Below are 22,017 nucleotides of genomic sequence, written 5' to 3'. Positions count from 1 at the left end.
CCCTCGTTCTGAAGGATCGCCGAGATGCAGACACTGAAAGTTTCAAACGTCAGCCTGATCTATCCGGGCCATCACCAGGGCGCGCCGATCACTGCGCTCAAGGGTGTCGACCTTGAAGTCAAAAGCGGCGATTTCGTCGTCGCCCTGGGGGCTTCGGGTTGTGGCAAGACCACGCTGCTGAACCTGATGGCGGGGTTCATGGCCCCCTCGTCGGGACAGATCACGCTGGGCGACCGCCCTGTCACCGGGCCCGGCGCTGACCGGGGTGTCGTGTTCCAGAAACATGCGTTGCTGCCCTGGCTGAACGTGATCGACAATGTGGAATTCGGTCTCAAGCTGCAGGGCGTGGACGCCAGGACCCGGCGAGAGCGTGCGGTCAGGAACCTTGCTTTGGTTGGCTTGCAGGATTTCCACAACCAGATGATCTATCACCTGTCGGGCGGCATGCAGCAGCGTGTCGGCATCGCCCGCGCGCTGACCTGCGATCCGGCCATGCTGCTGATGGACGAGCCGATGGCGGCGCTGGACGCGCTGACCCGCGAGACGGTGCAAGAGCTGTTGCTGCAGATCTGGCAACAGACCGACAAGATGTATTTCTTTATCACCCACAGTGTCGAAGAGGCGCTGTTTCTCGGCTCGCGGCTGATCGTCATGTCACCGCGTCCGGGGCGCATCACCCATACCTATGAGCTGGACTTCAACCGCCGCTTTCTGGCCGGGGGCAATGCCCGCGCCATCAAGTCCAGCCCTGACTTCATCGAAATGAGGGAGCAGATCCTTGGCATCATCTATGGTGACGAACGTGCCGCCGCGCGGGAGAAGGTCCATGCTTGAGCGGTTGACAAGGGCGCGTCCGGCCCGGCCCGGTGTCTCTTACGGGGCGCCCGGGGATGGCTCCAGCGCGATTATCAGCCTGGCCACGGCGCTGGTATTGATTGCGCTGTGGTTTCTGATCACCGGCATGGGCTGGGTCCGGCCGCTGTTTCTGCCCTCACCCGGGGCGGTCTGGGACAAATTTGTGCTGGCCGTGACCGAGGGCGTATCGAACTCGACCCTTGTACAGCATACTCTGGCCAGCCTTGGCCGGGTGCTGGGGGCCTTTTTCCTGGCGCTTGTCATCGCGGTGCCGGTTGGCATTCTGATGGGGGTGAACCGGGTGGTGCGGGGTCTGCTTGACCCGGTGATCGAGTTCTATCGCCCGCTGCCGCCGCTGGCCTATCTGCCCCTTATCATCATCTGGTTGGGCATCGGCGAGTTTCCCAAGATATTCCTGATCTTCCTTGCCATCTTTGCACCCATGGCGATTGCCGCGCGTTCGGGCGTGCGCTCTGTCTCGACCGAGCAGATCCACGCCGCCTATGCGATGGGAGCCAGCAGGCTGCAGGTGATCCGGCATGTGATCCTCAAGGCTGCGCTGCCTGAAATCTTTACCGGCATGCGTATCGGTATTGGGGTCGGCTGGACCACGCTGGTCGCGGCCGAGATGGTGGCAGCGCATCGAGGCCTGGGCTTCATGGTTCTGAACTCGGCCGAATATCTGGCAAGCGATGCTGTGATCATGGGGATTATCGTCATCGGTGTGCTGGCCTTTGCCTTTGACCTGCTTATCCGCCGCATCGAACGGGCACTGATCCCGTGGAAGGGCAAGATCTGACCGTCCCGACCTGAGAACCGGAAATTTTTACCAGAACTGTCCCGGAGGTGCGCCCGCGTGCCGCCGACCGGGGAAGGAGTATCCAGACATGACCCGTAAGCTGACTGCTGATGATCTGAAGGCCACGTTCGACGCCTTTAACCGCCATGACATCGACGGGGTGATGACCCATTTTGCCCCGGACTGCGTGTTCTACACCGTGGGTGGTGAGTACGAATACGGCAACCGGATCGAGGGTAAGGCGGCCATCGCCAGTGCTTTTCAGGCGGTCTGGACGACAATGCCGGACGTGCAATGGGCCGATCACACGCATTTTCTGTCCGGGGATGGAACGCGCGGGGTCAGTCAGTGGACCTTTCGCGCCACCAACCCCGACGGCACCCGGATCGAGGTGCAGGGCGTGGATCTGTTCCGCATCCGCGACGGGCTGATCGTTGAAAAACAGGCGCTGCGCAAGCAACGCCCGGCGATCCCGGCCATGGTCTCTGCCACGAAATGAGGGCCGCCATGCAGGCTATCGAAAAACGTGCGGGCTCGGTCCCATTCGACCCGTTCTATGACCCGATGACGACGCGGGGGTTGGGACCGCGCAGTGACTACGCGCCGACCTACTGGATCGGAACCGCAGGTCCTCCGCCCGCAGATGACGGGCCGGTCACGCGTGACATGGATGTCGATGTGGCGGTGATCGGTTCGGGCTATACGGGCCTTTCCTGCGCCATTCATCTGGCACGGATGCATGGCATCAAGGCCACCGTGCTTGAGGCGAACGGCGTTGCCTATGGCTGCTCGACCCGCAACGGCGGGCAGGCGCAGATCAGTGCCGGCCGGCTTAAGCGCAGCCAGTGGATCGAACGCTGGGGCCTTGATACAGCCCGCCGCCTTCATGCCGAAATCTGCGAGGCTTTTGCCCTGTTCCGGAACCTGATCAGCGATCCGCTGATCGACTGCGACCCACAGGATGGAGGGCACTATTATATCGCCCACAAAGCCTCGGCCATTCCGGCGCTGGAACGCGAGGCCGCTCTTTTGCGCGATACCTTCGGCTATGACGCCCGGATGATCTCACGCGATGAGCTGCACCGCTCGGTCGTGCGCGACATGGAGGCGCATGGCGCCATGTGGGAGGCAGACGGCGTCGGCATCCATGCCGCGAAACTGGCCTTTGGCTATCTGCGGCTGGCGCGCGAACTGGGTGCAACCGTCCATACCGACAGCCCGGTTCAGGGGTGGGAATACAAGGGCGGCGTGCATTACCTGCGCACCCCTGGCGGGGTGGTGCGGGCGCGTCGGGTGGCGGTGGCGACGGCGGCCTATGCGCCGCGCGGTCTGCATCTGCGGCTTAAGGACCGGCTGATGCCGATCATGTCGAACAGCATCGTCACCCGGGTCCTGACCGGGGATGAGTTGCAGGCGACCGGCATCCGCAAACTGTCGCCGCTGACCGATACGCGCACGCTGCGCCATTATTACCGGCTTTTGCCTGACAACCGGCTGCAAATCGGATCGCGTGCTGCAATCACTGGGCGCGATGCGGCGAACCCCGCCCATCTGCATGCCCTGCAAGAGGGGATGTATCGCAAGTTCCCCGCCCTGCGCGGGATCGAGCTTGATTACAGCTGGTGGGGCTGGGTGGACGTCAGCCACGACATGATGCCGCGCATTACCGGCATGCCCGATCTGCCGGGGGCGTTCTATGCGCTCGGCTATGGCGGTAATGGCGTGATGTATTCGGCCATGGCCGGGCGGCGCATGGCGCAGCTCGTGGCCGGAGAAAGCCTGCCCGACCTGCCCATCTTTAACAGCGAGTTGCCGCATGAGGGCTGGAGGACGCCGTTCCGGCGCCTCGGCCAATGGGGCCTCTACAAGATCTATCACTTCCGCGACGAGCGTAGATAAGGAGCCATCGCCATGCGCATGACGACAGAGGAATCGTTTATCAAGGTTTTGCAACTTCACGGGATCGAGCATGCCTTCGGGATCATTGGTTCGGCGATGATGCCCGTCTCGGACCTGTTCCCGCGCGCCGGGATCCGGTTCTGGGACTGCGCGCATGAAACGAACGCCGGGATGATGGCGGATGGGTTCACGCGCTCGACCGGCAAGATGTCGATGGCGATCGCGCAGAACGGCCCCGGCGTGACGGGCTTTGTGACCGCGGTCAAGACTGCCTACTGGAACCACACGCCGCTGTTGCTGGTGACGCCGCAGGCTGCGAACCGCACCATAGGGCAGGGCGGTTTCCAGGAGATGGAGCAGATGCGTCTGTTTGCCGATTGCGTCTGTTATCAGGAAGAGGTCCGCGACCCCGCCCGTATCCCCGAGGTGCTGAACCGGGTGATCATGCGTGCCTGGCGCAGCTCGGCCCCGGCACAGATCAACATCCCGCGCGATTTCTGGACGCAGGTGATCGACGTTGAACTGCCTCAGGTGGTTGAGTTCGAGCGTCCGGCGGGCGGCGAACAAGCAGTGGCCGAGGCGGCGCAGCTGCTTTCCGAGGCGCGCTTTCCGGTGATCCTGTCGGGCGCGGGTGTGGTTCTGTCGGGGGCGATCCCTGATCTTGTGCGGCTGGCTGAGCGTCTGGATGCGCCGGTCTGCTCGAACTACCAGCACAATGACAGCTTCCCGGGCAGCCATCCACTGGCCATGGGGCCCTTGGGCTACAATGGCTCAAAGGCGGCGATGGAGACCATTGCCCGCGCCGATGTGGTGCTGGCGCTTGGCACCCGGCTTAACCCGTTTTCGACGCTGCCGGGCTATGGCATCGACTACTGGCCGAAAGGGGCCCGGGTGATCCAGGTCGATATCAATGCCGACCGCATCGGGTTGACGCGTCCGGTCTCGGTCGGGATCCAGGGCGATGCGGCCAAGGTGGCGCGCGGCATCCTTGACCGGCTTGCCCCCGGGGCGGGCGATGCCGGACGGGCCGAGCGGCGGGCGCTGGTTGCTCAGACCCGCTCTCGCTGGGCGCAGGAACTGTCGAGCCTTGATCACGAAGAGGACGATCCGGGCACCGAATGGAACGCGCAGGCGCGTCAGCGCGATGCCGGACTGATGAGCCCGCGTCAGGCGTGGCGGGCGATCATGCAGGCGGTGCCGAAGGATGCGATCATCAGCTCGGACATTGGCAATAACTGCGCAATTGGCAACGCTTACCCCAGTTTCGAGGCGGGCCGGAAATATCTTGCTCCGGGCCTGTTCGGACCTTGCGGCTATGGTTTCCCGGCGATCCTCGGGGCCAAGATCGGCAATCCCGATGTGCCGGTCATCGGCTTTGCCGGGGACGGCGCCTTTGGGATCTCGATGAACGAGATGACGGCCTGTGGGCGCGAGGACTGGCCCGCGATCACCATGGTCATCTTTCGCAACTACCAATGGGGTGCGGAAAAACGCAACACGACCCTGTGGTATGACAACAACTTTGTCGGGACCGAGCTGAACCGCGAGGCCTCCTATGCGCGCATCGCCGAGGCCTGCGGGCTGGTTGGTGTTCAGGTCACCGGCACCGAGGCGCTGACAGCCGCGCTGCACGAAGCGATAGAGCGGCAGATGCAAAAGGGCGAAACGACCTTCATCGAGGTGCTGCTTAACCAGGAACTGGGCGAGCCTTTCCGCCGCGATGCGATGAAAAAGCCGGTGGTCGTGGCGGGCATAGATCCTGCCGACATGCGGCCCCAGCAGGGCGCTGTCTAAGGCGCCCGGACGCGCCCGGGCCCGAATGCGGCAGGCGCCGCCGGGCCCGGTTTCCCCATATCAAACTTTCCGGCGCGACACGCTTCGCGCGGGTCCCGGCCCTGCATTGTGGTGATGACGATGATGACCTCCATGTTCCCTTCGCGCAGCCTTCTGGCTGAGGTTTTTCCGGGCTTTGCGGTCTCGGCGCTGGTCGCTGCCACAGCGCAGTTTCTGTCGGATCATTACGGAGCGCCTGCGATGCTGCTCGCGCTGCTTTTGGGTCTGGCGCTGAACTTTCTGGCCGAAGATGGCACCCGCACCGCACCCGGCATTGCCTTTACCGCCCGCACGGTGCTGCGGCTGGGGGTGGCGCTGCTTGGGGCGCGGATCTCGGTCGATATGCTGACGGCGCTTGGGCCGCGCTCGATCGCGCTGGTGGTGGCCGGGGTGGTGCTGACGATCCTGTTTGCGCTGGTGGTCGGCCGCCTTGCCGGGCGTGGCTGGCGCTTTGCGCTATTGACCGGTGGTTCGGTCGCGATCTGCGGGGCCTCGGCCGCTATGGCCATTGCCGCCGTCCTGCCGCGCCATGAAAAATCTGAACGTGACCTGGTCTTTACAGTCCTGTCCGTCACCGTCCTTTCGACCGTGGCAATGGTGATCTATCCGATGCTTTCGAACGCCTTTGGTTTCACCGCGCGCGATTCTGGCGTGTTTCTGGGTGGGACCATCCATGACGTTGCGCAGGTGGTCGGTGCTGGTTTTTCAATCGGTCCCGAGACCGGAGAGACCGCGACGCTTGTCAAGTTGATCCGAGTCTCGATGCTTGCGCCGGTGGTGCTGTGCATATCACTGGCGATCCGGGCACTCGGGCTGGCCGCGCGCGATGAGGGCAAGGCGCCACCGCTGCTGCCCGGCTTTGTCATTGGTTTTCTGGCGCTCGCAGCGATGAACAGCGTGGGGATGATCCCGCAGACGGTATCTCAGGCGGCGGGGCAGCTGTCGCGCTGGGCGCTGCTGATTTCCATTGCGGCGGTCGGGATCAAGACCTCGCTTGGCAGGATGCTGGAGGTCGGGACGGGCGCCATCGCGCTGATCGTGGCCGAGACCGTTTTTCTGGGCGCTTTCGTGGTCGCCGGCCTGCATTTTCTGGGATGATAAGATGAAACCGCTTGATCGTATCCGTGAAACCGCCCGTGCCCAGAACCGGCATATCATCCTGTCCGAAGGCGATGATCCCCGCGTGGCCGAGGCCGCCCTTCAACTGACAGATCAGGGGCTGGCCCGCGTTACCCTGATGGGCGGGCCTGATATCCCCGGCCTGCACCGCATCGACCCGGTCTCGGCGCCGGATCTGGCCGAACTGGCCGATCATTGGCATCGGTTGCGTGCGCCCAAGGGCATGACCGCCGCCCGGGCGCTGGATGAGATGCGCGACCCGGTCCGCCAAGCAGCCATGCGTGTGCGGCTGGGGCAGGCTGACGGGACAGTTGGTGGCGCGGTCGCGACCACCGCCGATACGGTGCGCGCTGCCTTGCAGATCATTGGCCGGGCCCCCGACGCGGGTATCGTGTCGAGCTTTTTCCTGATGCTCTCATGCGGTCCGGGCGCGCCGATCAAGGGCGGCATGATCTTTGCCGATTGCGGTCTGGTTATTCAGCCCGACGCCGAAGAGCTGGCCTCGATCACGTTATCCGCCGCGGCCAGCTGCCGGCAATTGCTGAAGGAAGAGCCCAGAGTCGCGCTTTTGTCCTTTTCCACCGCTGGTTCCGCCGACCATCCCAGCCTTGAGCGCCTGCGTGAGGCTTTGGCGCTGATCCGCGGCAAAGCCCCAGGTCTTGAGGTCGATGGCGAGATGCAGTTTGACGCCGCGCTTGACGATGCGATCCGGGCGAGAAAGGCGCCGGGATCCCGGCTGACCGGACGGCCGAATGTCTTTATCTTTCCAGATCTTGCCTCGGGGAATATCGGCTACAAGATCGCCCAGAGACTGGGTGGGCTGACGGCTATCGGTCCGATCCTGCAAGGTCTTGCCCGACCGGCAAATGACCTTTCGCGCGGTTGTTCGGTTCAGGACATCGTTGACGCCTGCGCTGTGACCGCCGTGCAGGCCGGGGGGGCAGCAAAGGTGCCTGCCTAGCCGGTCAGTTCACGCAGGGTATCGGCGATGCGGCGCATCCCTTCGGGAATGCGCTCGGACGAGATCGAAGAATAAGCCAGACGGAAAAAGCCCCGCCCTTGGCCCGGGACAGCAAAGAAAGGCGCCCCCGGTTCGATCAGCACCTCGCGCTTTTTAAGGAGGCCGGCAAGTGCGGCGGAATCGACGCCTTCGGGCGTGGCCAGCCAAAAGCTTGACCCGCCCGTCGCCTCGGGCGAGGCAAGGCGCAGCCCCTCTTGCGCGATGGCCGCCAGCATCACCTCGCGCCGCCGGGCAAAGGCGCGGCGCATCCGGTTCGCCTGTGCGTCGTAATGCCCAAGCGACAGGAAATGCGCCAGCGTGCGCTGCATATGGCCGGGTGGGTGGCGCAGCATCATGCCGCGCAGCGCCCGCGCCTCGGCGATGAAGCGCGGGTCGGCGACCAGATAGCCCAGCCGCACACCCGGAAAGACTGATTTCGAGAATGAGCCGATATAGATCACCGCGCCCGCCCGGTCGATGGCCTTAAGCGCGGGCGAGGGCGCGCCGGCAAAGGACATCTCGAATTCGTAATCATCCTCGACCACCGCAAAACCCTGTGCCTGCGCCCGTGCAAGCAGCGCCTTGCGACGGGACAGGGGCATGGTCGAATTGGTCGGGCATTGATGGCTGGCGGTGGTAAAGACCGCCGCCACTCCGGGCGGGATCGCATCGGGCGGCAGGCCGTGGCGGTCAACGGGCACTGGCAGGATACGGGCGCGGCTGGCAAGCAGGATCTCGCGCTGGCCGGGGTAGGATGGGTCTTCGATCGCGCAAGAGGCCCCGGGTCGCAAAAGCACCTGCGTGACCAGCCACAGCGCGTTCTGCGCTCCCATGGTCAGCAAGATCTCGTCACGCCCGGCACTGATGCCGCGCCGGGGCAGGATCTGGCGGGCGATGTGGTCGATCAGTTCGGGGTCATCGGCGTCATAAAGGTCGCCGGTCAGGCTGTCGAATTCGCGCCGGCCAAGCGCTCGCATGGCGCAGTCCCGCCAGGCGGCATGATCAACCAGCGCCGGATCGGCCTGACCATAGACAAAGGGAAAGGCGTAGCGGTGCCATTCCCGTTCACGGTCACGGCGGGCAGCGCGGGCAAAGCGCCCTTCCAGCTTGTCGTCCCAGTCAAAGCGCGGTGTTGATGCGGCCAGAGGTTCGGCCTCAATCCGCCGCTCGATACTGTCCGAGATGTAATGCCCCGAACGGTCGCGGCTGGTCAGGTAATCGGTTGAAACCAGCTCGGCGAATGCCTGCGCCACCGTCACCCGTGCAACGCCCAGATGACGGGCCAGTGCGCGGGTCGAGGGCAGTTTCTCGCCAGCGCGGAAATGTCCGGCTGTCACGGCGGCGATGATCTGGCGGCGCAGCTGGACCTGCAGGGGCAGGCCAGCGGCGTGGTCCAGAAAAAAAGCGTCGGGAGGAATCGTCATGGGGTGATCCGCGGCGGCTGACGGGGTCCATCAGTTCCCCGAATGCCGTCGCGGATCAAGTGCTCAGCCAAGGACCTTGGTCAGCGCGTGGTCGATGGTGTCAGTAATGCGGTCGATGTCATCGGCGGTGGCGATCAGCGCAGGCGACAGGCACAGGGTATTGTTCAGCCCGGGCAGTGAGCGGTTGGTCGCGCCGACGATGACGCCCTGCGCCAGACATTCGGCAACCACGGCCTGCACGCGTTTTTCGTCCATCGGCTCTTTCGAGGCGCGGTCCGAGACCAGCTCGGCCCCGCAGAACAGCCCCTTGCCGCGCACATCGCCGATCACGGCATGTTTTTCCATCAGCCCATGCAGATTGGTCATCACCCGCTCACCCATACGGGTGCAGTTGTCGAGCAGCCCTTCGTCCTCGATGATGCGCATATTCTCGATCGCGGCCACAGGCCCGGCGGTGCAGCCGCCGAAGGTCGAGATGTCACGGAAATAGCTCATCCCGTCCTCGGGCGCGTCTTTGAACATCTCAAAAACGCGCTCGGTCGTGACGGTGCAGGAAATCGCCGCATAGCCCGAGGCGACGCCCTTGGCCATGGTGACGAAATCGGGTTCGATCCCGTATTGCTGATAGCCGAACCAGGTGCCGGTCCGCCCGAGCCCGCAGACCACCTCATCAATATGCAGCAGGATGTCGTATTTGCGGCAAATCTCTTGCACGCGCTGCCAATAGCCTTCGGGCGGGGTGATGACGCCGCCACCTGCGGTCACCGGTTCAAGCACGATGGCGCCGACGGTGTCCGGACCTTCGCGCAGGATCACCTCTTCGATGGCATCGGCGGCGCGCTCACCATAATTCTCGACGTCCCACTGCTTGCGGTATTCAAGGCAATGGGGCACGCGCACGAAACCGTCGGGGTAGGGGCCGTATTGCATCGCCCGCTGATCCTGACCCGAGGTCGCCAGCGTCCCGATGGTCGTGCCGTGATAGTCGCGGTCACGGTAAAGGATCTTCCACTTTCTGCCGCCATGATGACGCGCTGCGATCTGGCGCACCATCTTGTAGACCTTTTCATTCGCCTCGGACCCCGAGTTCGAATAATAGACCCGGCTCATTCCCGGCATCTTTTCGATCAGTTTCCGGGCAAAGACGGCGCCCGGTACCGTGCCTGCCGCGCCCGCGTAATAGTTCAGCTTGATCAACTGGTCGCGGATCGCATTCGCGATGCTTTCACGGCCATAACCGACGTTCACCGTCCAGACGCCGCCCGACACCGCGTCAAGGAATTCACGGCCGGTCGCATCCCACAGCCGCATGCCCTTGCCTTCGACAAAGACGCGCGGGTCGATGGTCTCATACTGCTTGTGCTGGCTTAGGTGGTGCCAGACATGGCTGCGGTCGGCGGCGACCACGTGGGACATGTCATTGGGGTTCAGATCAAGCGTCATGGCCGGATTCCTGCGATGAAGGGTTTATTCCTGACTGCGCCCGAATGCGGCAAAGAGATAGAGCCAGTTTAGGGCGATGTATGGGGCCAGTTTGCCGCGACGGGGGTCGAATCAGATGACATCCTCTGCGTCAGACGTGGATTTCACGACTGCTGTTTCTGCGGGCGCAAAGGGTCACGCTGCGCCGCAAAAGCAGTCAGACAATTGTTTTTAATGGAAAATTTATGCTGCTCCGGGTCAAACCATTTATAGACAGATAATCCTATCTATACGTATAGTTTTGAAAGTTGCCTCCCCAAGAACCAACGCAACGCCAACAACAGGGTATCCCATGATTAACCGTCGTCGTTTCCTGACCACGTCCACTCTGGCCGCGGCCTCGCTGGCTGCGCCGGGTCTTGTCTCCCGCGCCCTTGCCCAAAGCGAGGCATTGAAGATCGGCGTGCCGGTGCCGATTTCGGGCGCTTTTGCCGCCAATGGAAAGTTTGCCACGATCGGTGCGGTTCTTGCTGCCGAAGAGGTGGCGGCCGCCCATGGTATCGAGGTCTCGACCCTTGATCTTGACACCGAGGGGAAACCCGCAACCGCCGTGCGCAAGGTTCAGGACGCGCTGGCGCAAGACGGGGTCAAGCTGTTCGCCGGTGGCATCCTGTCCTCGGAATCGCTGGCCATGGGCAAGGAGGTCGAGCGCGGTGGCGGGGCCTTTATGACCACTGCCGGCGCGGATGAGATTACCGGCGTCGATTGCAACAAGGCCACCTTCCGCTGGTCGGTGCCGACCTATGGTGCGATCAACGAAACCGTACGCCCGATTATCGACGCGCTGCCCGATGCCAGGAAGTGGTACACGATCACGCCGCAATATGTCTTTGGCGACGGGCTGTTGAATGCCGCCAAGGCGGTGTTTGAGGAAAAGGGCATCGAACATGTCGGCAACAGCTATCACTCGCTGACGGACAAGGAATTCTCGGGCTATCTGACCAATGCGATTGCCGCGCAGCCGGATGTGCTGCTGGTGCTGAACTTTGGCGCGCAAAGTTCGGACACGCTGCGGCAAGCGGTCAGCTTTGGCCTTAAGCAGCGTATGACCATCGTGGTGGCATGGGCCTCGGGGCTTGAGCAGTTCGAGGCGCTGGGGCCTGATATCTGCGAGGGCGTCTATTTCGGTGCGCAATACTGGCATGGCGCCGACACCGAGCTGAACCGTCAGCTGGTGGCCAAAGTCCAGGAAAAGCACGGCTTCAATCCCAACTACTCATTTGCCGGCAGCTACATCCTCAGCAAGCTGCTGCTTGAGGCAGCGGTCAAGGCGGGCTCGCCCGACGGGGCAGGGGTCGCCGAGGCGCTGAGGGGGCTGAAATACCAAGGCCTGACCGGCGAAGAGGAAATCCGCGCTGCCGATCATCAGGTGATCAAGGATTACTACCTGCTCAAGGGCAAGGCCAGGGCCGATATGGCCGACAAAGACGACTATGCCGAGATCATCAGCTCTGGCAAATCCTTCCTCTCGCCCGAGGAAGCCGGCTGCAAGATGCCCGCCTGAACCCCCGCCTGCCCGCGCGATCCCGGTCGCGCGGGGCCTTTCCGCCCGGTTTCAGGAGAAGCCCGTGATCTACCTTTTTCAGGTTCTGAACGGCATCGGTCTGGGGATGCTGTACTTCCTGCTCGCCGTTGGTCTCAGCGTCATCTTCGGCCTGCTGCAATTCGTGAACTTTGCCCATGGCGCTTTTTACCTGCTTGGCGCCTATCTGACCTATGATCTGACCATGCGTGGTTTCAGTTTCTGGCTGGCCATGCCGCTGGCCACGCTGGCTGTCGCCGGTATCGCCGCGCTGATCGAGGTGGTGCTTTTGCATCGCATCTACAAGCTGCCGCATACTTTCCACATTCTGGTGACCGTGGGCCTTGCGCTGATCGTGCAGGAGCTGGTCATCATCGCCTGGGGGCCCTTGGGCGGCTCGGTCCCGGCGCCTGCCGGGTTGCAGGGCGTCTTTATCATGGGCGATTTCATCTATCCGCAATACCGGCTGTTCACCATCGCCTTTACCGCCGTTCTGGCCGGGCTTTTGTGGTGGCTGCTTGAGGGGACGCGGCTTGGGGCCATCGTGCGGGGCGGCTCCGAGTCGCCCGCGAATATGGCGCTGCTTGGCTATAACACGCTGCGTATCAACACCGCCGTCTTTGGCTTTGGTGCCGGGCTTGCCGGGCTGGCCGGGGCGCTTGCCGCGCCCATCCGGGGGGTTGAGCCGTTCATGGGCGTCGAGGCGCTGTCGGTCGCTTTCGTCGTCGTCGTGATCGGGGGCATGGGCAGCTATACCGGTGCGCTGGTCGCGGGCCTGCTGGTCGGCGTCGTGCAAAGCGTCATGACCACGCTGTGGCCCGAAGGGGCACGGCTGATGATCTATGTCGGCATGGCACTGGTCATTGCGCTGATGCCGCGCGGCCTGCTGGGGAGGGCATGAGCATGAACCCGCTCGATAAACCTCCTGTTCAGCTGGGGCTGGCGCTGCTGACCGTGCTGGTCCTGCCGCTGGTGCTGAAATCCGGCATCCTTGCGACCGAGATCCTGATCTTTGCCATGGTCGTCGCGGCGTGCAACCTGCTGCTGGGCTATACCGGTCTTCTGTCTTTTGGTCAGGGCATCTTTTTCGGAATCGGGACCTATGCGGCGGGGATCTGTCTGACGCGCTGGTCGATCCCGGTGCCTGTGGTGCTGGGCGGCGCGGCGCTGCTCGGCGCGCTGACGGCCACGCTGGTCGGCTGGCTGTCGATCCGCCGGCAGGGCGTATATTTCGTCATGCTGACGCTGGCTTTTTCGCAGCTGTTCTATTTTGTCGCCTATACCTTCAGCGACCTGACCGGCGGCGATAACGGCCTTTTGGGCGTCCCTCGTCCCTCGGTCGGGGGCACGGCGCTGAATACACCTTGGGCCTATTACACCTTTGTCGCGGTCTGCTTTGTCACGGTCTTTGCCTTGCTGGTGATGGTCACTCAATCGACCTTTGGCCGCACTCTGATCGCCATTCGTGAGAATGAGGGCCGCGCCGCCGCCATCGGCTTTCCGACCCGGCTGTTCAAGATCGAGGCCTTTGCCATCTCGGGTGCGGTCACCGCCTTTAGCGGCGCGTTGCATGCCATGCTGATCGGCGTCGCACCCCTGTCGAACATTGAATATCACACGAGTGAGCTGATCCTGATCATGACCATCATCGGCGGCAGTTCCAGCCTGTTCGGCTCGGTTCTGGGGGCGGGGTTCTATCTGCTGCTGGCGGATGCGCTTTCGACCGTCTGGCCGCGCTGGCTGCTGCTGCTGGGTCTGGTGCTGGTTACCGTGGCGCTGTTCTTGCAACGCGGGCTCTGGGGTCTGGTCGAGCGCGGCTACGACCTGATCTTCCGTCGCGGCCGCAGCATCGACAGCGAAACCCCGGCCAAGGAGCATTGAGATGACCGACATCGCCTTGCAGACCCATGGTCTTGGGGTCAAATACGGGACCTTTCATGCGCTGGCGGATGTGGATTTGCGGATCCGCCGCAACTCGGTCCATTCGATCATCGGTCCGAACGGAGCGGGCAAGACCACGCTGTTTCATGCCCTGACCGGGCGGGTGCGCGCCTCATCGGGCCGGATCGAACTGGACGGCCGCGACATCACCAACACTTCGGATGATGACCGGGTGCGGCTGGGGATCGCGCGTTCCTTTCAGGTCACGAGCCTGTTTCCGAACCTTTCCCTGCGCGAGAACCTGCGCCTTGCCGCACAGGGGCGCACGCCGTGGCAGGCGCTTGCCCCATGGCGGCGGGCCGAAAGCAACCGCGAGGCGCTGGCGACCGCAGATGAGGTCATCGGCCGGCTGGCCCTTGGCGCGGTTGCCAACCGGCTTGCGGGCGAGCTGTCGCATGGTCAGCAGCGCCGGCTGGAGGTCGGCATGGCCATGGCATCGCGCCCCCGGGTCATCCTGCTTGATGAGCCGACATCGGGCATGGGCATCGACGATATCGAGGCGATGAAGCAGCTGATCCGCGACCTTGGCCGCGATCATACCGTGCTGTTCATCGAACATAACATGGGCATCGTCATGAACATCTCGGACATGGTCACGGTGATGCGGCTGGGACGCAAGCTGGTCGAGGGCACTCCGGCCGAGGTTCGCGAAGACCCCGAGGTGCAGCGCGCCTATCTGGGCAATATGATCACGGGGGATATCGCATGAGTGCCGCGCTGCGACTGACCGATCTGCACAGTTATTACGGTAAAAGCCACATCCTGCAGGGTGTCTCGCTGGAGGTGGGACAGGGCGAGATCGTGACCCTGCTTGGCCGCAACGGCGCGGGCAAAAGCACGACGCTGAAATCGGCTGTCGGCCTTATTACCCCACGTCAGGGCCGGATCGAGCTGGATGGCCGCGACATCACCGGCCAGCCCGCCCATCGCATTGCCGCCGCTGGCCTGTCGCTTGTCCCCGAAGATCGCGGCATCTTTCAGCTGCTGACGGTGGAAGAGAACCTGCGCATTGCCGAAAGGCGTGGCTCGCCCTGGTCGCTGGCCGATATCTATCGCATCTTTCCCCGCCTGCATGAACGGCGCCGGAATGGCGGTGGCCAGTTGTCGGGGGGCGAGCAGCAGATGCTTTCCATCGCGCGGGCACTGCTTAACGGTCCCAAGGTGCTGATGCTTGACGAGCCGGTCGAGGGGCTGGCCCCGATCATCGTCGAAGAGATTGTCGCCCAGATCCGGCTGATCCGTGAGGCGGGGGTGCCGATCCTGCTGGTCGAGCAGAACCTTGCTGTTTGCAGCCAACTGGCCGACCGGCACTACATTCTGGAGCTTGGCCGTATCGTGCATTGTGCCAATGCCAACGAGTTCCGCAACGATCCCGATACGATTGATCGCTATCTGGGCGTGAAGGCATAAGGAAAACACCATGTCCAACCTGACAATCGATGCCGAAAGGCTGTGGGGCAGCCTGATGGAGACTGCACAGATCGGGGGTACCCCCGATGGCGGCATCGCCCGGCTGACGCTGTCCGACGAGGATCGCCGCGTGCGCGACTGGCTGCGTGCGGAATGTGATGCGCTGGGGTTAAGCCTGACCGTGGACGAGGTGGGCAATATGTTCGCCACCCGTGCCGGTACCCGCACCGATCTGCCCGCCATCGCCATGGGCAGCCATCTGGACACCCAGCCGACCGGGGGCAAGTTCGACGGTGTGCTGGGCGTGCTGGCGGGGCTTGAGGTGCTGCGCACGCTTGATGCGGCGGGTTATCAGACCGAAGCGCCGCTGATGCTGGTCAACTGGACGAACGAAGAGGGCTCGCGCTTTTCTCCGGCCATGCTTGGCTCGGGCATCTGGGCGGGGGTCTATAGCCGTGAATATGGTGACGGCCGCACCGATCCGACCGGCGACAGCTTTGGCGCAAGCCTTGACCGCATCGGTTATCGTGGCAAGGCCAGGGCCGGCTCGGTCAGCTTTGGCGCGATGTTTGAACTGCATATCGAACAGGGCCCGATCCTGGAGGCCGAAGGGGTCAGGATCGGCGTTGTGCAGGGCATTCAGGGTATGCGCTGGTTTGACCTGACACTGACCGGGACGGCGGCACATACCGGCTCGACCCCGATGAACATGCGCCGAAACGCATTACTTGGCATGGCGCAGGTGATCGAGGGGATCGACCGTATTGCCAAAGCGCATGAGAACGCTGTCGGCACCATCGGCTTTCTGGACATCAGCCCCAATTCGCACAACGTCATTCCCGGAGAGGTGCGGGCGACCATCGACCTGCGCCACCCCTCTGATGAGGTGTTGGACCGCATGCAGGCAGAGGTCGAGGTTCTGGTGCGCAAAGCCGCCCAAGCGGTTGGGCTGGAGTACCGGTTTGAACAGATCTCGCGCACCGCACCGGTGATCTTTGATCCGGAATGCATCGCCTCGGTGCGGGCAGGGGCAAAGGCTGCGGGATATGACACGCGCGACCTGATCTCGGGCGCGGGTCATGACGCGGCCCATGCAGCGGCCAAGGTCCCGACGACGATGATCTTTGTGCCCTGCAAAGGCGGGCTTAGCCATAACCCTGCCGAGTCCACCTTGCCCGGGGAATGCGCCGCCGGTGCTCAGGTCCTGCTGGAGGCGGTGCTGGATTATGACCGCCGCATGGCCGAGGCCCGCAAGGAGGTGGCTGCATGACCCGCCTCGTGCTTGCCCGACTGAACCACGAAACGAACAGCTTTTCCCCCGTCAGGACGCCGCTTGCGGCCTTTGCCCCGAAATGGGGTGCTGAGGCGCTGGCGGCGGCGGACGGCTATTCCGCCGCCATCGGTGCCTTTCACGCCTTTGCCCGCCGCATCGGAGCCGATATCGACGTGCCCCTGGTCGCCCATGCCATGCCCTCGGGCCCGGTCGAGGATGACGCTTTCGAGGCCATGGCCCAGGCGATCCTGACTGCGGTCGAAAAGGGCTGCGACGGTATCTTGCTGGATCTGCATGGCGCCATGGTCACGTGCAGCCATGATGATGGCGAGGGTGAGCTGTTGCGCCGTGTCCGTGCCGCCGCGCCCAAGGTGCCGATCGGCGTGGCGCTGGACCTGCATGGCAATATCACGCCAGCAATGCTTGAACATTGCGACGTGATCGTCGGTTTCAAGACCTATCCCCATGTCGATATGGTCGAGACCGGCGAACACGTCGTGCGTCTGTTCGAGCCTTTGCTTGCCGGTGCGCCGCGTCCGGCGATGGCGCTGTGTCATCCGCCGATGCTGGCCGCGACCCTGTGCATGAACACCGCCACCGACTGCGCCATGACCGATCTGGTCGCCTTGGCGCGGCAGGCCGAAACGCGCCCCGGTGTGCAGGCGGTGACGGTTTTTGGCGGTTTTCCCATCGCTGATCTGGCTGAAACCGGGCTGTCCATCGTTGCTGTGGCTGACAGCCCCGGACTTGCCCATCAAGTCGCGCAAGAGCTTGGCCGCGAAGCATGGCGGCGGCGCGCGGAATATGTCTATTCCGAAGAGCCCTTGCCCCAATCTGTCGCCCGCGCCGCTGCGCTGGCAGATGGCTTGGCGCCGGTGCTGCTGCTGGATCATGGCGACAATTGCATGTCGGGCGGCAGTTGCGACGTGATGGACGTGCTTGAGGAACTGCTGGCGGCCGGACAACAGGGTATCTTGGTCGGCCCTGTCGCTGATCCGGAAACCGTGGCCAAACTGTTTGAGGCGGGGGAAGGGGCCGAGGTAGAGATTGCGCTTGGTAACAAGACCCCGGCCGAGGGGCTGCCCGCGCCGCGTCCTCCCCTGCGGCTAAGTGGTCGGGTGCTGGCGCTTTCCGACGGGCGCTACCGGGTCAGCGGCCCGATCTATCATGGCCAGGTGCTGTCGATGGGGCGCACCGCCGCCTTTGACACCGGCAAGGCGCGCATTGTCATCTGCGAAGACCCGCATGAACCGCTGGATCTGGGCTGTTTTGCCTGCGTTGGTCTTGATGTGTCCGGCGCGCGCTTCCTGCATCTGAAATCGCGCATGTATTGCCGCCCGGTGTTTGAGCCGCTGGCAAGCGCGGTGGTAGAATGCGCGAGTTCCGGGGTAACTGCTTCGGATTACGATCTCTTTGCTTTCAAAAAGCTCAGCCGGCCCATATATCCGCTGGACCCTGAGACAAACTGGTTAGGTTAAGAGGTCGCATGGATCAGGACGCGCCGGCAGGCAGGGAACGCAGGCTGACCCGCATCAAACTGTCGGATCAGGTGGCCGAGGATATCCGCCGCCGCATCGCCCGCGACGGATTGCGTCCCGGAGACCGCCTGCCGCATGAGCGCGCGCTGATGGAGCATTACGGCTGCTCGAAAGGCACCATTCGTGAGGCGCTGAAGGCTCTTGAGGTCGAGGGGCTGGTGCGCATGCTCTCGGGTCCGAATGGCGGGCCCGAAATCCAGCCCGCCTCGATCGACATCGTGACCCAGCAACTGCGGCAATATCTGCATTTCCAAAAGATCGACTTTGCACAGGTCTACGAGCTGCGCCGCTCACTTGAGGTCAGCCTTGCGCGCAATGTCATCGGCAAGCTGAGCGAGGCGCAGTTTCGCCAGCTGGAAGAGAACGTCCGCATCTGCGAAGAGGCGAATGCTGCGCAAGACCGCGCCGTCGTCCGTCGCGCCGAGACCGAGTTTCACGATATTCTGTGCGAGGCCTCGGATAACGTCATTCTGGTTTTCATGTGCCGGTTTCTGAACAGCATGCTGCGCGATCTGGTCAGCTATCGCAGTGAGAGCATGCATGAGCATGAAATCTTTGGCGAGGCGAATATCGACAGCCATAAACAGTTGCTTGTCGCCCTGCGCGCCGAGGATGGCGATGCCGCCGCGCGGATCATGCACGAACATATGTGCTGCGCGGAAAGCTATATGCGGCGGCTGGATGCCTCGTTCCGGTCGGACCTGCTCAGCCGGTTCTGAAAGGAAAATCCCGGCCGCGAGGGGCCGGGATCGGGATCAGAACGGGATGTCGTCGTCGAAATCGGGCTTGCTTTGAGGGGGCTGGCCGCCGCCTGACGAGGCTCCGCCACCGTAGCTGCCACCCCCGCCATAGCTGCCGCCACCATAGCCGCCCTCATCGCGGCCACCACCGGCGCCGCGGCTGTCGAGCATATGCAGCTCACTGCGGAAGGGGCGCAGGGCGACTTCGGTCGAATAGCGGTCATTGCCGCTTTGATCCTGCCATTTGCGGGTCTCAAGCTGGCCTTCCACATAGACCTTGGCCCCTTTTTTCAGGAACTGCTCGACGACACGGATCAGCGGTTCGGAATAGATCACCACGGTGTGCCATTCGGTGCGCTCGCGCCGTTCGCCGGTATTGCGGTCTTTCCAGCTTTCCGAGGTCGCGATCCGCAGGTTGGCGACCTTGCCGCCGTTCTGGAAGCTGCGGATTTCCGGGTCCTGACCCAGATTGCCGACCAGGATCACCTTGTTCACGCTGCCAGCCATTTGCGGGTCCTTTTCCTTGGGTGTTGTTCTGCGCGGGTGTAGCGCGGCGGTCCTTGTTACGGTAGCACAGCGATACGGGAAAGAGGATATAGGCAAAAATCCGCCGAAGAATCGATGGATGCACGGATAACGAAATCCTCTTGCGGCGCTTGGCTGGCTTTGCGCTATAGTGCAGCCCAAAAAAGAGCATGTTGTGCATGAGGGACCAGTGATGCTTTCAGGCGATCGGGCAATGCTGCGTCAGCTGGGACGGGCTGCGCTTGCCCTGACGATCTCGGTCGGGCTGGCTGTGCCCGCGGCGGCAGATGGTCTGCGGCTGCAGGTGAAAAGCGGCAAATCTCGTCTGGCGCAGTTCGAACGTCAGACCCGGCTGATGGATACGCGGCTGGCGACACAATATCAGCGTTCGGCGCGGCTGCGGCCTGGCGGCACCTCGACCAAGAGCGTCGTCGATCTGGACCTGCCTACCGCCATTCCCACGTATAAAGGCAGCCGGCGCAGCCAATATCTGCCACATGCCCGGGCGATGGCACGCAAACATGGCGTACCTGAGGATCTGTTCCTGCGCCTGGTGCAGCAGGAATCGGGCTGGAACCCCTCGGCGCGTTCGCACAAGGGTGCGCGGGGGCTGGCGCAGCTTATGCCCGGGACCGCTGCCAAACTTGGTGTAGACCCGAACGATCCGATCCAGAATCTTGAAGGTGGCGCGCGGTATCTGCGCATGATGTACAACACCTTTGGCAGCTGGCGGCTGGCGCTTGCAGCCTATAATGCCGGGCCGGCGGCAGTGGCGAAATACGGCGGCGTGCCGCCCTATCGTGAGACGCGTAACTACGTACGCATCATTCACGGCGGCTGAAACGAAAAAGGCCGGGTTGAACGCCCGGCCTTTTCGATTCTGTTCCCGAAAGAGTGTCAGAACGCCGAGGGGATAACCCGGGTGTATTTCGTCCCGGCGATCGAGGCCCCGGCCATCAGCCCGGATTGGCCAAAGATCATCGCCACCACCGGCTGTTGTGCGGTGATCGTGTCGGTGCCCATGGCAACCCCACCGGCGGGCAGGGCGTAATAGGCCCCGGCCTCGGCCACCCAGCCAGGAGCCCGGCGGAAGTCGGCAAGCGCTGCATCGGTCTGGAAGATCAGCACATGGGCATATTGCTGGGCGCCGATCTGAAAGCCGACACTGGCCTGTGCGGCCGAATAGTAATCGACCGTCACGTCGTTGATGCGCAGCGCACCTTGGCCATAGGCGCCGCCGACGCCAAAGCCCGCCTCGGTCATCAGCGGCATATAAAGCACGCCCTTGGCGTTTTGCACCATGGGTGCGACGCTGGGATAGGTGCGCAGCAAAAAGTCCCGCGTAGCATCGACGCGCGCGTCGAGCCGTGCAGAAGCGTTCTGTCCGACCGCGTTCGAGCAGCCTGCAAGCCCCAGGGCCGCCCCGCCCAGCAGCACAAGGCGCCGGCTCATCCGCTTGGAATCCGTCATTTTTCGCCCTCGTTCCGTGATCGGCGGCTGGCCCGCCTGTCAGGGCCGCGATGATAGATGAGCCTGCGGCCTCATGCCAGCCTTTCGGCTACCTGCGGCGCATAATAGGTCAAAATGCCGTCGCAACCCGCCCTGCGAAAGGCGATGAGGCTTTCCAGAACCACGTCGCGCGACAGCCAGCCATTGCGGATCGCGCCCTCGATCATCGCGTATTCACCGCTGACCTGATAGGCAAAGGTCGGGGCGGCGAACTGGTCTTTTACCATGCGGCAGATATCCAGATAGGGCATCCCCGGCTTGACCATGACCATATCTGCGCCTTCGGCCAGATCGCGGGCGACGCAGCGCATCGCCTCTTCGCGGTTGGCAGGGTTGACCTGATAGGTCTTTTTATCGCCGACGAGCCGGCCCGACGCGCCCACCGCGTCGCGGAAAGGTCCATAAAAGCCGCTGGCGAATTTCGCCGCATAGGACAGGATCGCCACATCCTTGTGGCCATTCGTCTCAAGCAGGGTGCGCAGCGCACCGATACGCCCGTCCATCATGTCCGATGGACCAAGGATATCCGCCCCGGCCTCGGCCTGTGCAAGTGCCATCCGGCCAAGCGCCTCGACCGTCTCGTCATTCAGGATGATCCCGTCACGCACCAGCCCGTCGTGGCCGTTGGCGTTATAGGGGTCCAGCGCGATATCGGTCATCACCGCCAGATCCGGGGCCACCTCTTTGATGGCGCGGATGGCACGGTTGCCGATATTGTCGGGGTCCCAGGCGCGTTCGCAGGTCTCGGTCTTCAGGTCGGGATCAGAGTGGGGAAAGATGCAGATCGCCGGAATGCCAAGCTGCATGGCGGTTTCGGCGGCGCGGCGCGCACCGTCCAGTGTCAGCCGCTCGACGCCGGGCATCGAGGGGATCTCGCCCGCGCCGCCCTCGATCTCGGTCACAAAGACCGGCCAGATCAGATTGGCGGGGGTCAGGTTCACCTCTGTCACCATTGCGCGCAAGGCGGGGGTGCGGCGCAGCCGGCGCAGGCGGGCAGCGGGGAAGGGGGCGAGGATCGGGGTCGGGGACATGGCGGGCCTGTGACTTGCGGTGGCGGGTGCGTCCCTGAAACTGCACCCCGGGCGCGCAGGGTGCAACCCCCAGGCATCGGGAAGGGATTTTCCCGGTTTTCCTTTGCAGCAGGCGCG

21 protein-coding genes are annotated in these 22,017 nt (G+C 63.3%); 16 read left to right on the top strand and 5 right to left on the bottom strand.

Annotated elements, in window-relative coordinates; genetic code table 11:
- Window positions 1-24: 24 nt before the first annotated feature.
- From F8A10_RS13015 to pta, 7 genes are all read left to right on the top strand, one after another.
- Window positions 25-834, top strand: a complete 810-nt coding sequence (locus F8A10_RS13015) for a taurine ABC transporter ATP-binding protein (RefSeq protein WP_085501848.1) — start codon at window positions 25-27, stop codon at window positions 832-834.
- Complete coding sequence (locus F8A10_RS13010) at window positions 827-1,654, top strand: ABC transporter permease subunit (RefSeq protein WP_010396016.1); 828 nt, start codon at window positions 827-829, stop codon at window positions 1,652-1,654. Before F8A10_RS13015 ends, F8A10_RS13010 begins: the two co-directional genes overlap by 8 nt.
- An 88-nt stretch (window positions 1,655-1,742) precedes the next feature.
- Entirely contained in the window at window positions 1,743-2,153 is a 411-nt protein-coding gene (locus F8A10_RS13005) for a nuclear transport factor 2 family protein (protein ID WP_010396017.1), read from the top strand.
- 8 nt (window positions 2,154-2,161) lie between these two features.
- Window positions 2,162-3,553 carry an NAD(P)/FAD-dependent oxidoreductase gene (locus F8A10_RS13000; RefSeq protein ID WP_152367540.1) on the top strand — a complete coding sequence of 464 codons (1,392 nt, stop codon included), beginning with the start codon at window positions 2,162-2,164 and terminating at the stop codon, window positions 3,551-3,553.
- Window positions 3,554-3,565: 12 nt separating this feature from the next.
- The gene (gene xsc, locus F8A10_RS12995) at window positions 3,566-5,347 is read left to right on the top strand and encodes a sulfoacetaldehyde acetyltransferase (RefSeq protein ID WP_152367539.1); all 1,782 of its coding nucleotides are present in this window, start codon (window positions 3,566-3,568) and stop codon (window positions 5,345-5,347) included.
- A 120-nt stretch (window positions 5,348-5,467) separates the two neighbouring features.
- Window positions 5,468-6,484, top strand: coding sequence for a YeiH family protein (locus tag F8A10_RS12990; protein ID WP_152367538.1), 1,017 nt, complete (start codon window positions 5,468-5,470; stop codon window positions 6,482-6,484).
- 4 nt (window positions 6,485-6,488) lie between these two features.
- Window positions 6,489-7,466, top strand: a complete 978-nt coding sequence (pta, locus tag F8A10_RS12985; RefSeq protein WP_152367537.1) for a phosphate acetyltransferase — start codon at window positions 6,489-6,491, stop codon at window positions 7,464-7,466.
- Here the strand turns inward: pta and pdxR are convergent.
- Entirely contained in the window at window positions 7,463-8,929 is a 1,467-nt protein-coding gene (pdxR, locus tag F8A10_RS12980; protein WP_010396024.1) for a MocR-like pyridoxine biosynthesis transcription factor PdxR, read from the bottom strand. The two genes, pta and pdxR, sit on opposite strands and share 4 nt — an antisense overlap.
- Before the next feature lie 63 nt (window positions 8,930-8,992).
- Window positions 8,993-10,372, bottom strand: coding sequence for a hypotaurine--pyruvate aminotransferase Tpa (tpa, locus tag F8A10_RS12975; protein ID WP_152367536.1), 1,380 nt, complete (start codon window positions 10,370-10,372; stop codon window positions 8,993-8,995).
- 331 nt (window positions 10,373-10,703) lie between these two features.
- Here tpa and F8A10_RS12970 point away from each other — a divergent pair, with 331 nt between their 5' ends.
- From F8A10_RS12970 to F8A10_RS12935, 8 genes are all read left to right on the top strand, one after another.
- Entirely contained in the window at window positions 10,704-11,915 is a 1,212-nt protein-coding gene (locus F8A10_RS12970; RefSeq protein WP_010396026.1) for an ABC transporter substrate-binding protein, read from the top strand.
- Between the two features lie 64 nt (window positions 11,916-11,979).
- A complete protein-coding gene (locus F8A10_RS12965) occupies window positions 11,980-12,834 on the top strand; it encodes a branched-chain amino acid ABC transporter permease (protein ID WP_010396027.1) in 855 nt (284 codons plus the stop codon).
- Between the two features lie 2 nt (window positions 12,835-12,836).
- Window positions 12,837-13,814, top strand: coding sequence for a branched-chain amino acid ABC transporter permease (locus tag F8A10_RS12960; RefSeq protein WP_227493501.1), 978 nt, complete (start codon window positions 12,837-12,839; stop codon window positions 13,812-13,814).
- 1 nt (window position 13,815) lies between these two features.
- Entirely contained in the window at window positions 13,816-14,583 is a 768-nt protein-coding gene (locus tag F8A10_RS12955) for an ABC transporter ATP-binding protein (RefSeq protein ID WP_010396031.1), read from the top strand.
- Window positions 14,580-15,284, top strand: a complete 705-nt coding sequence (locus tag F8A10_RS12950; protein ID WP_085501855.1) for an ABC transporter ATP-binding protein — start codon at window positions 14,580-14,582, stop codon at window positions 15,282-15,284. The genes F8A10_RS12955 and F8A10_RS12950 overlap by 4 nt, the downstream gene beginning before the upstream one ends.
- 10 nt (window positions 15,285-15,294) lie before the next feature.
- On the top strand, window positions 15,295-16,554 hold the full coding sequence (locus tag F8A10_RS12945; RefSeq protein WP_010396036.1) for a Zn-dependent hydrolase: 1,260 nt from the start codon (window positions 15,295-15,297) through the stop codon (window positions 16,552-16,554).
- Window positions 16,551-18,035 carry a M81 family metallopeptidase gene (locus tag F8A10_RS12940; protein ID WP_152367534.1) on the top strand — a complete coding sequence of 495 codons (1,485 nt, stop codon included), beginning with the start codon at window positions 16,551-16,553 and terminating at the stop codon, window positions 18,033-18,035. Before F8A10_RS12945 ends, F8A10_RS12940 begins: the two co-directional genes overlap by 4 nt.
- An 8-nt stretch (window positions 18,036-18,043) precedes the next feature.
- Window positions 18,044-18,814 (top strand): FadR/GntR family transcriptional regulator, encoded by a 771-nt coding sequence (locus tag F8A10_RS12935; RefSeq protein ID WP_010396040.1) that lies wholly within the window; start codon window positions 18,044-18,046, stop codon window positions 18,812-18,814.
- Window positions 18,815-18,850: 36 nt separating this feature from the next.
- Here the strand turns inward: F8A10_RS12935 and ssb are convergent, their stop codons facing one another.
- Window positions 18,851-19,342, bottom strand: coding sequence for a single-stranded DNA-binding protein (ssb, locus tag F8A10_RS12930; protein ID WP_010396041.1), 492 nt, complete (start codon window positions 19,340-19,342; stop codon window positions 18,851-18,853).
- Between the two features lie 211 nt (window positions 19,343-19,553).
- On the opposite strand from ssb, the gene F8A10_RS12925 reads away from it, so the two are divergent.
- Window positions 19,554-20,201 (top strand): lytic transglycosylase domain-containing protein, encoded by a 648-nt coding sequence (locus F8A10_RS12925; RefSeq protein ID WP_010396043.1) that lies wholly within the window; start codon window positions 19,554-19,556, stop codon window positions 20,199-20,201.
- A gap of 56 nt (window positions 20,202-20,257) precedes the next feature.
- Here F8A10_RS12925 and F8A10_RS12920 read toward each other — a convergent pair whose 3' ends face one another.
- Window positions 20,258-20,812 carry a lipid-binding SYLF domain-containing protein gene (locus F8A10_RS12920; RefSeq protein WP_010396045.1) on the bottom strand — a complete coding sequence of 185 codons (555 nt, stop codon included), beginning with the start codon at window positions 20,810-20,812 and terminating at the stop codon, window positions 20,258-20,260.
- Between the two features lie 89 nt (window positions 20,813-20,901).
- A complete protein-coding gene (hemB, locus tag F8A10_RS12915) occupies window positions 20,902-21,900 on the bottom strand; it encodes a porphobilinogen synthase (protein ID WP_010396047.1) in 999 nt (332 codons plus the stop codon).
- Window positions 21,901-22,017 lie beyond the last annotated feature (117 nt).

Source organism: Paracoccus kondratievae (assembly GCF_009301415.1).
Lineage (GTDB): Bacteria > Pseudomonadota > Alphaproteobacteria > Rhodobacterales > Rhodobacteraceae > Paracoccus > Paracoccus kondratievae.
The sequence above is the reverse complement of the archived record's forward strand: the minus strand, read 5'-3'. Positions and strand labels throughout refer to the sequence as shown.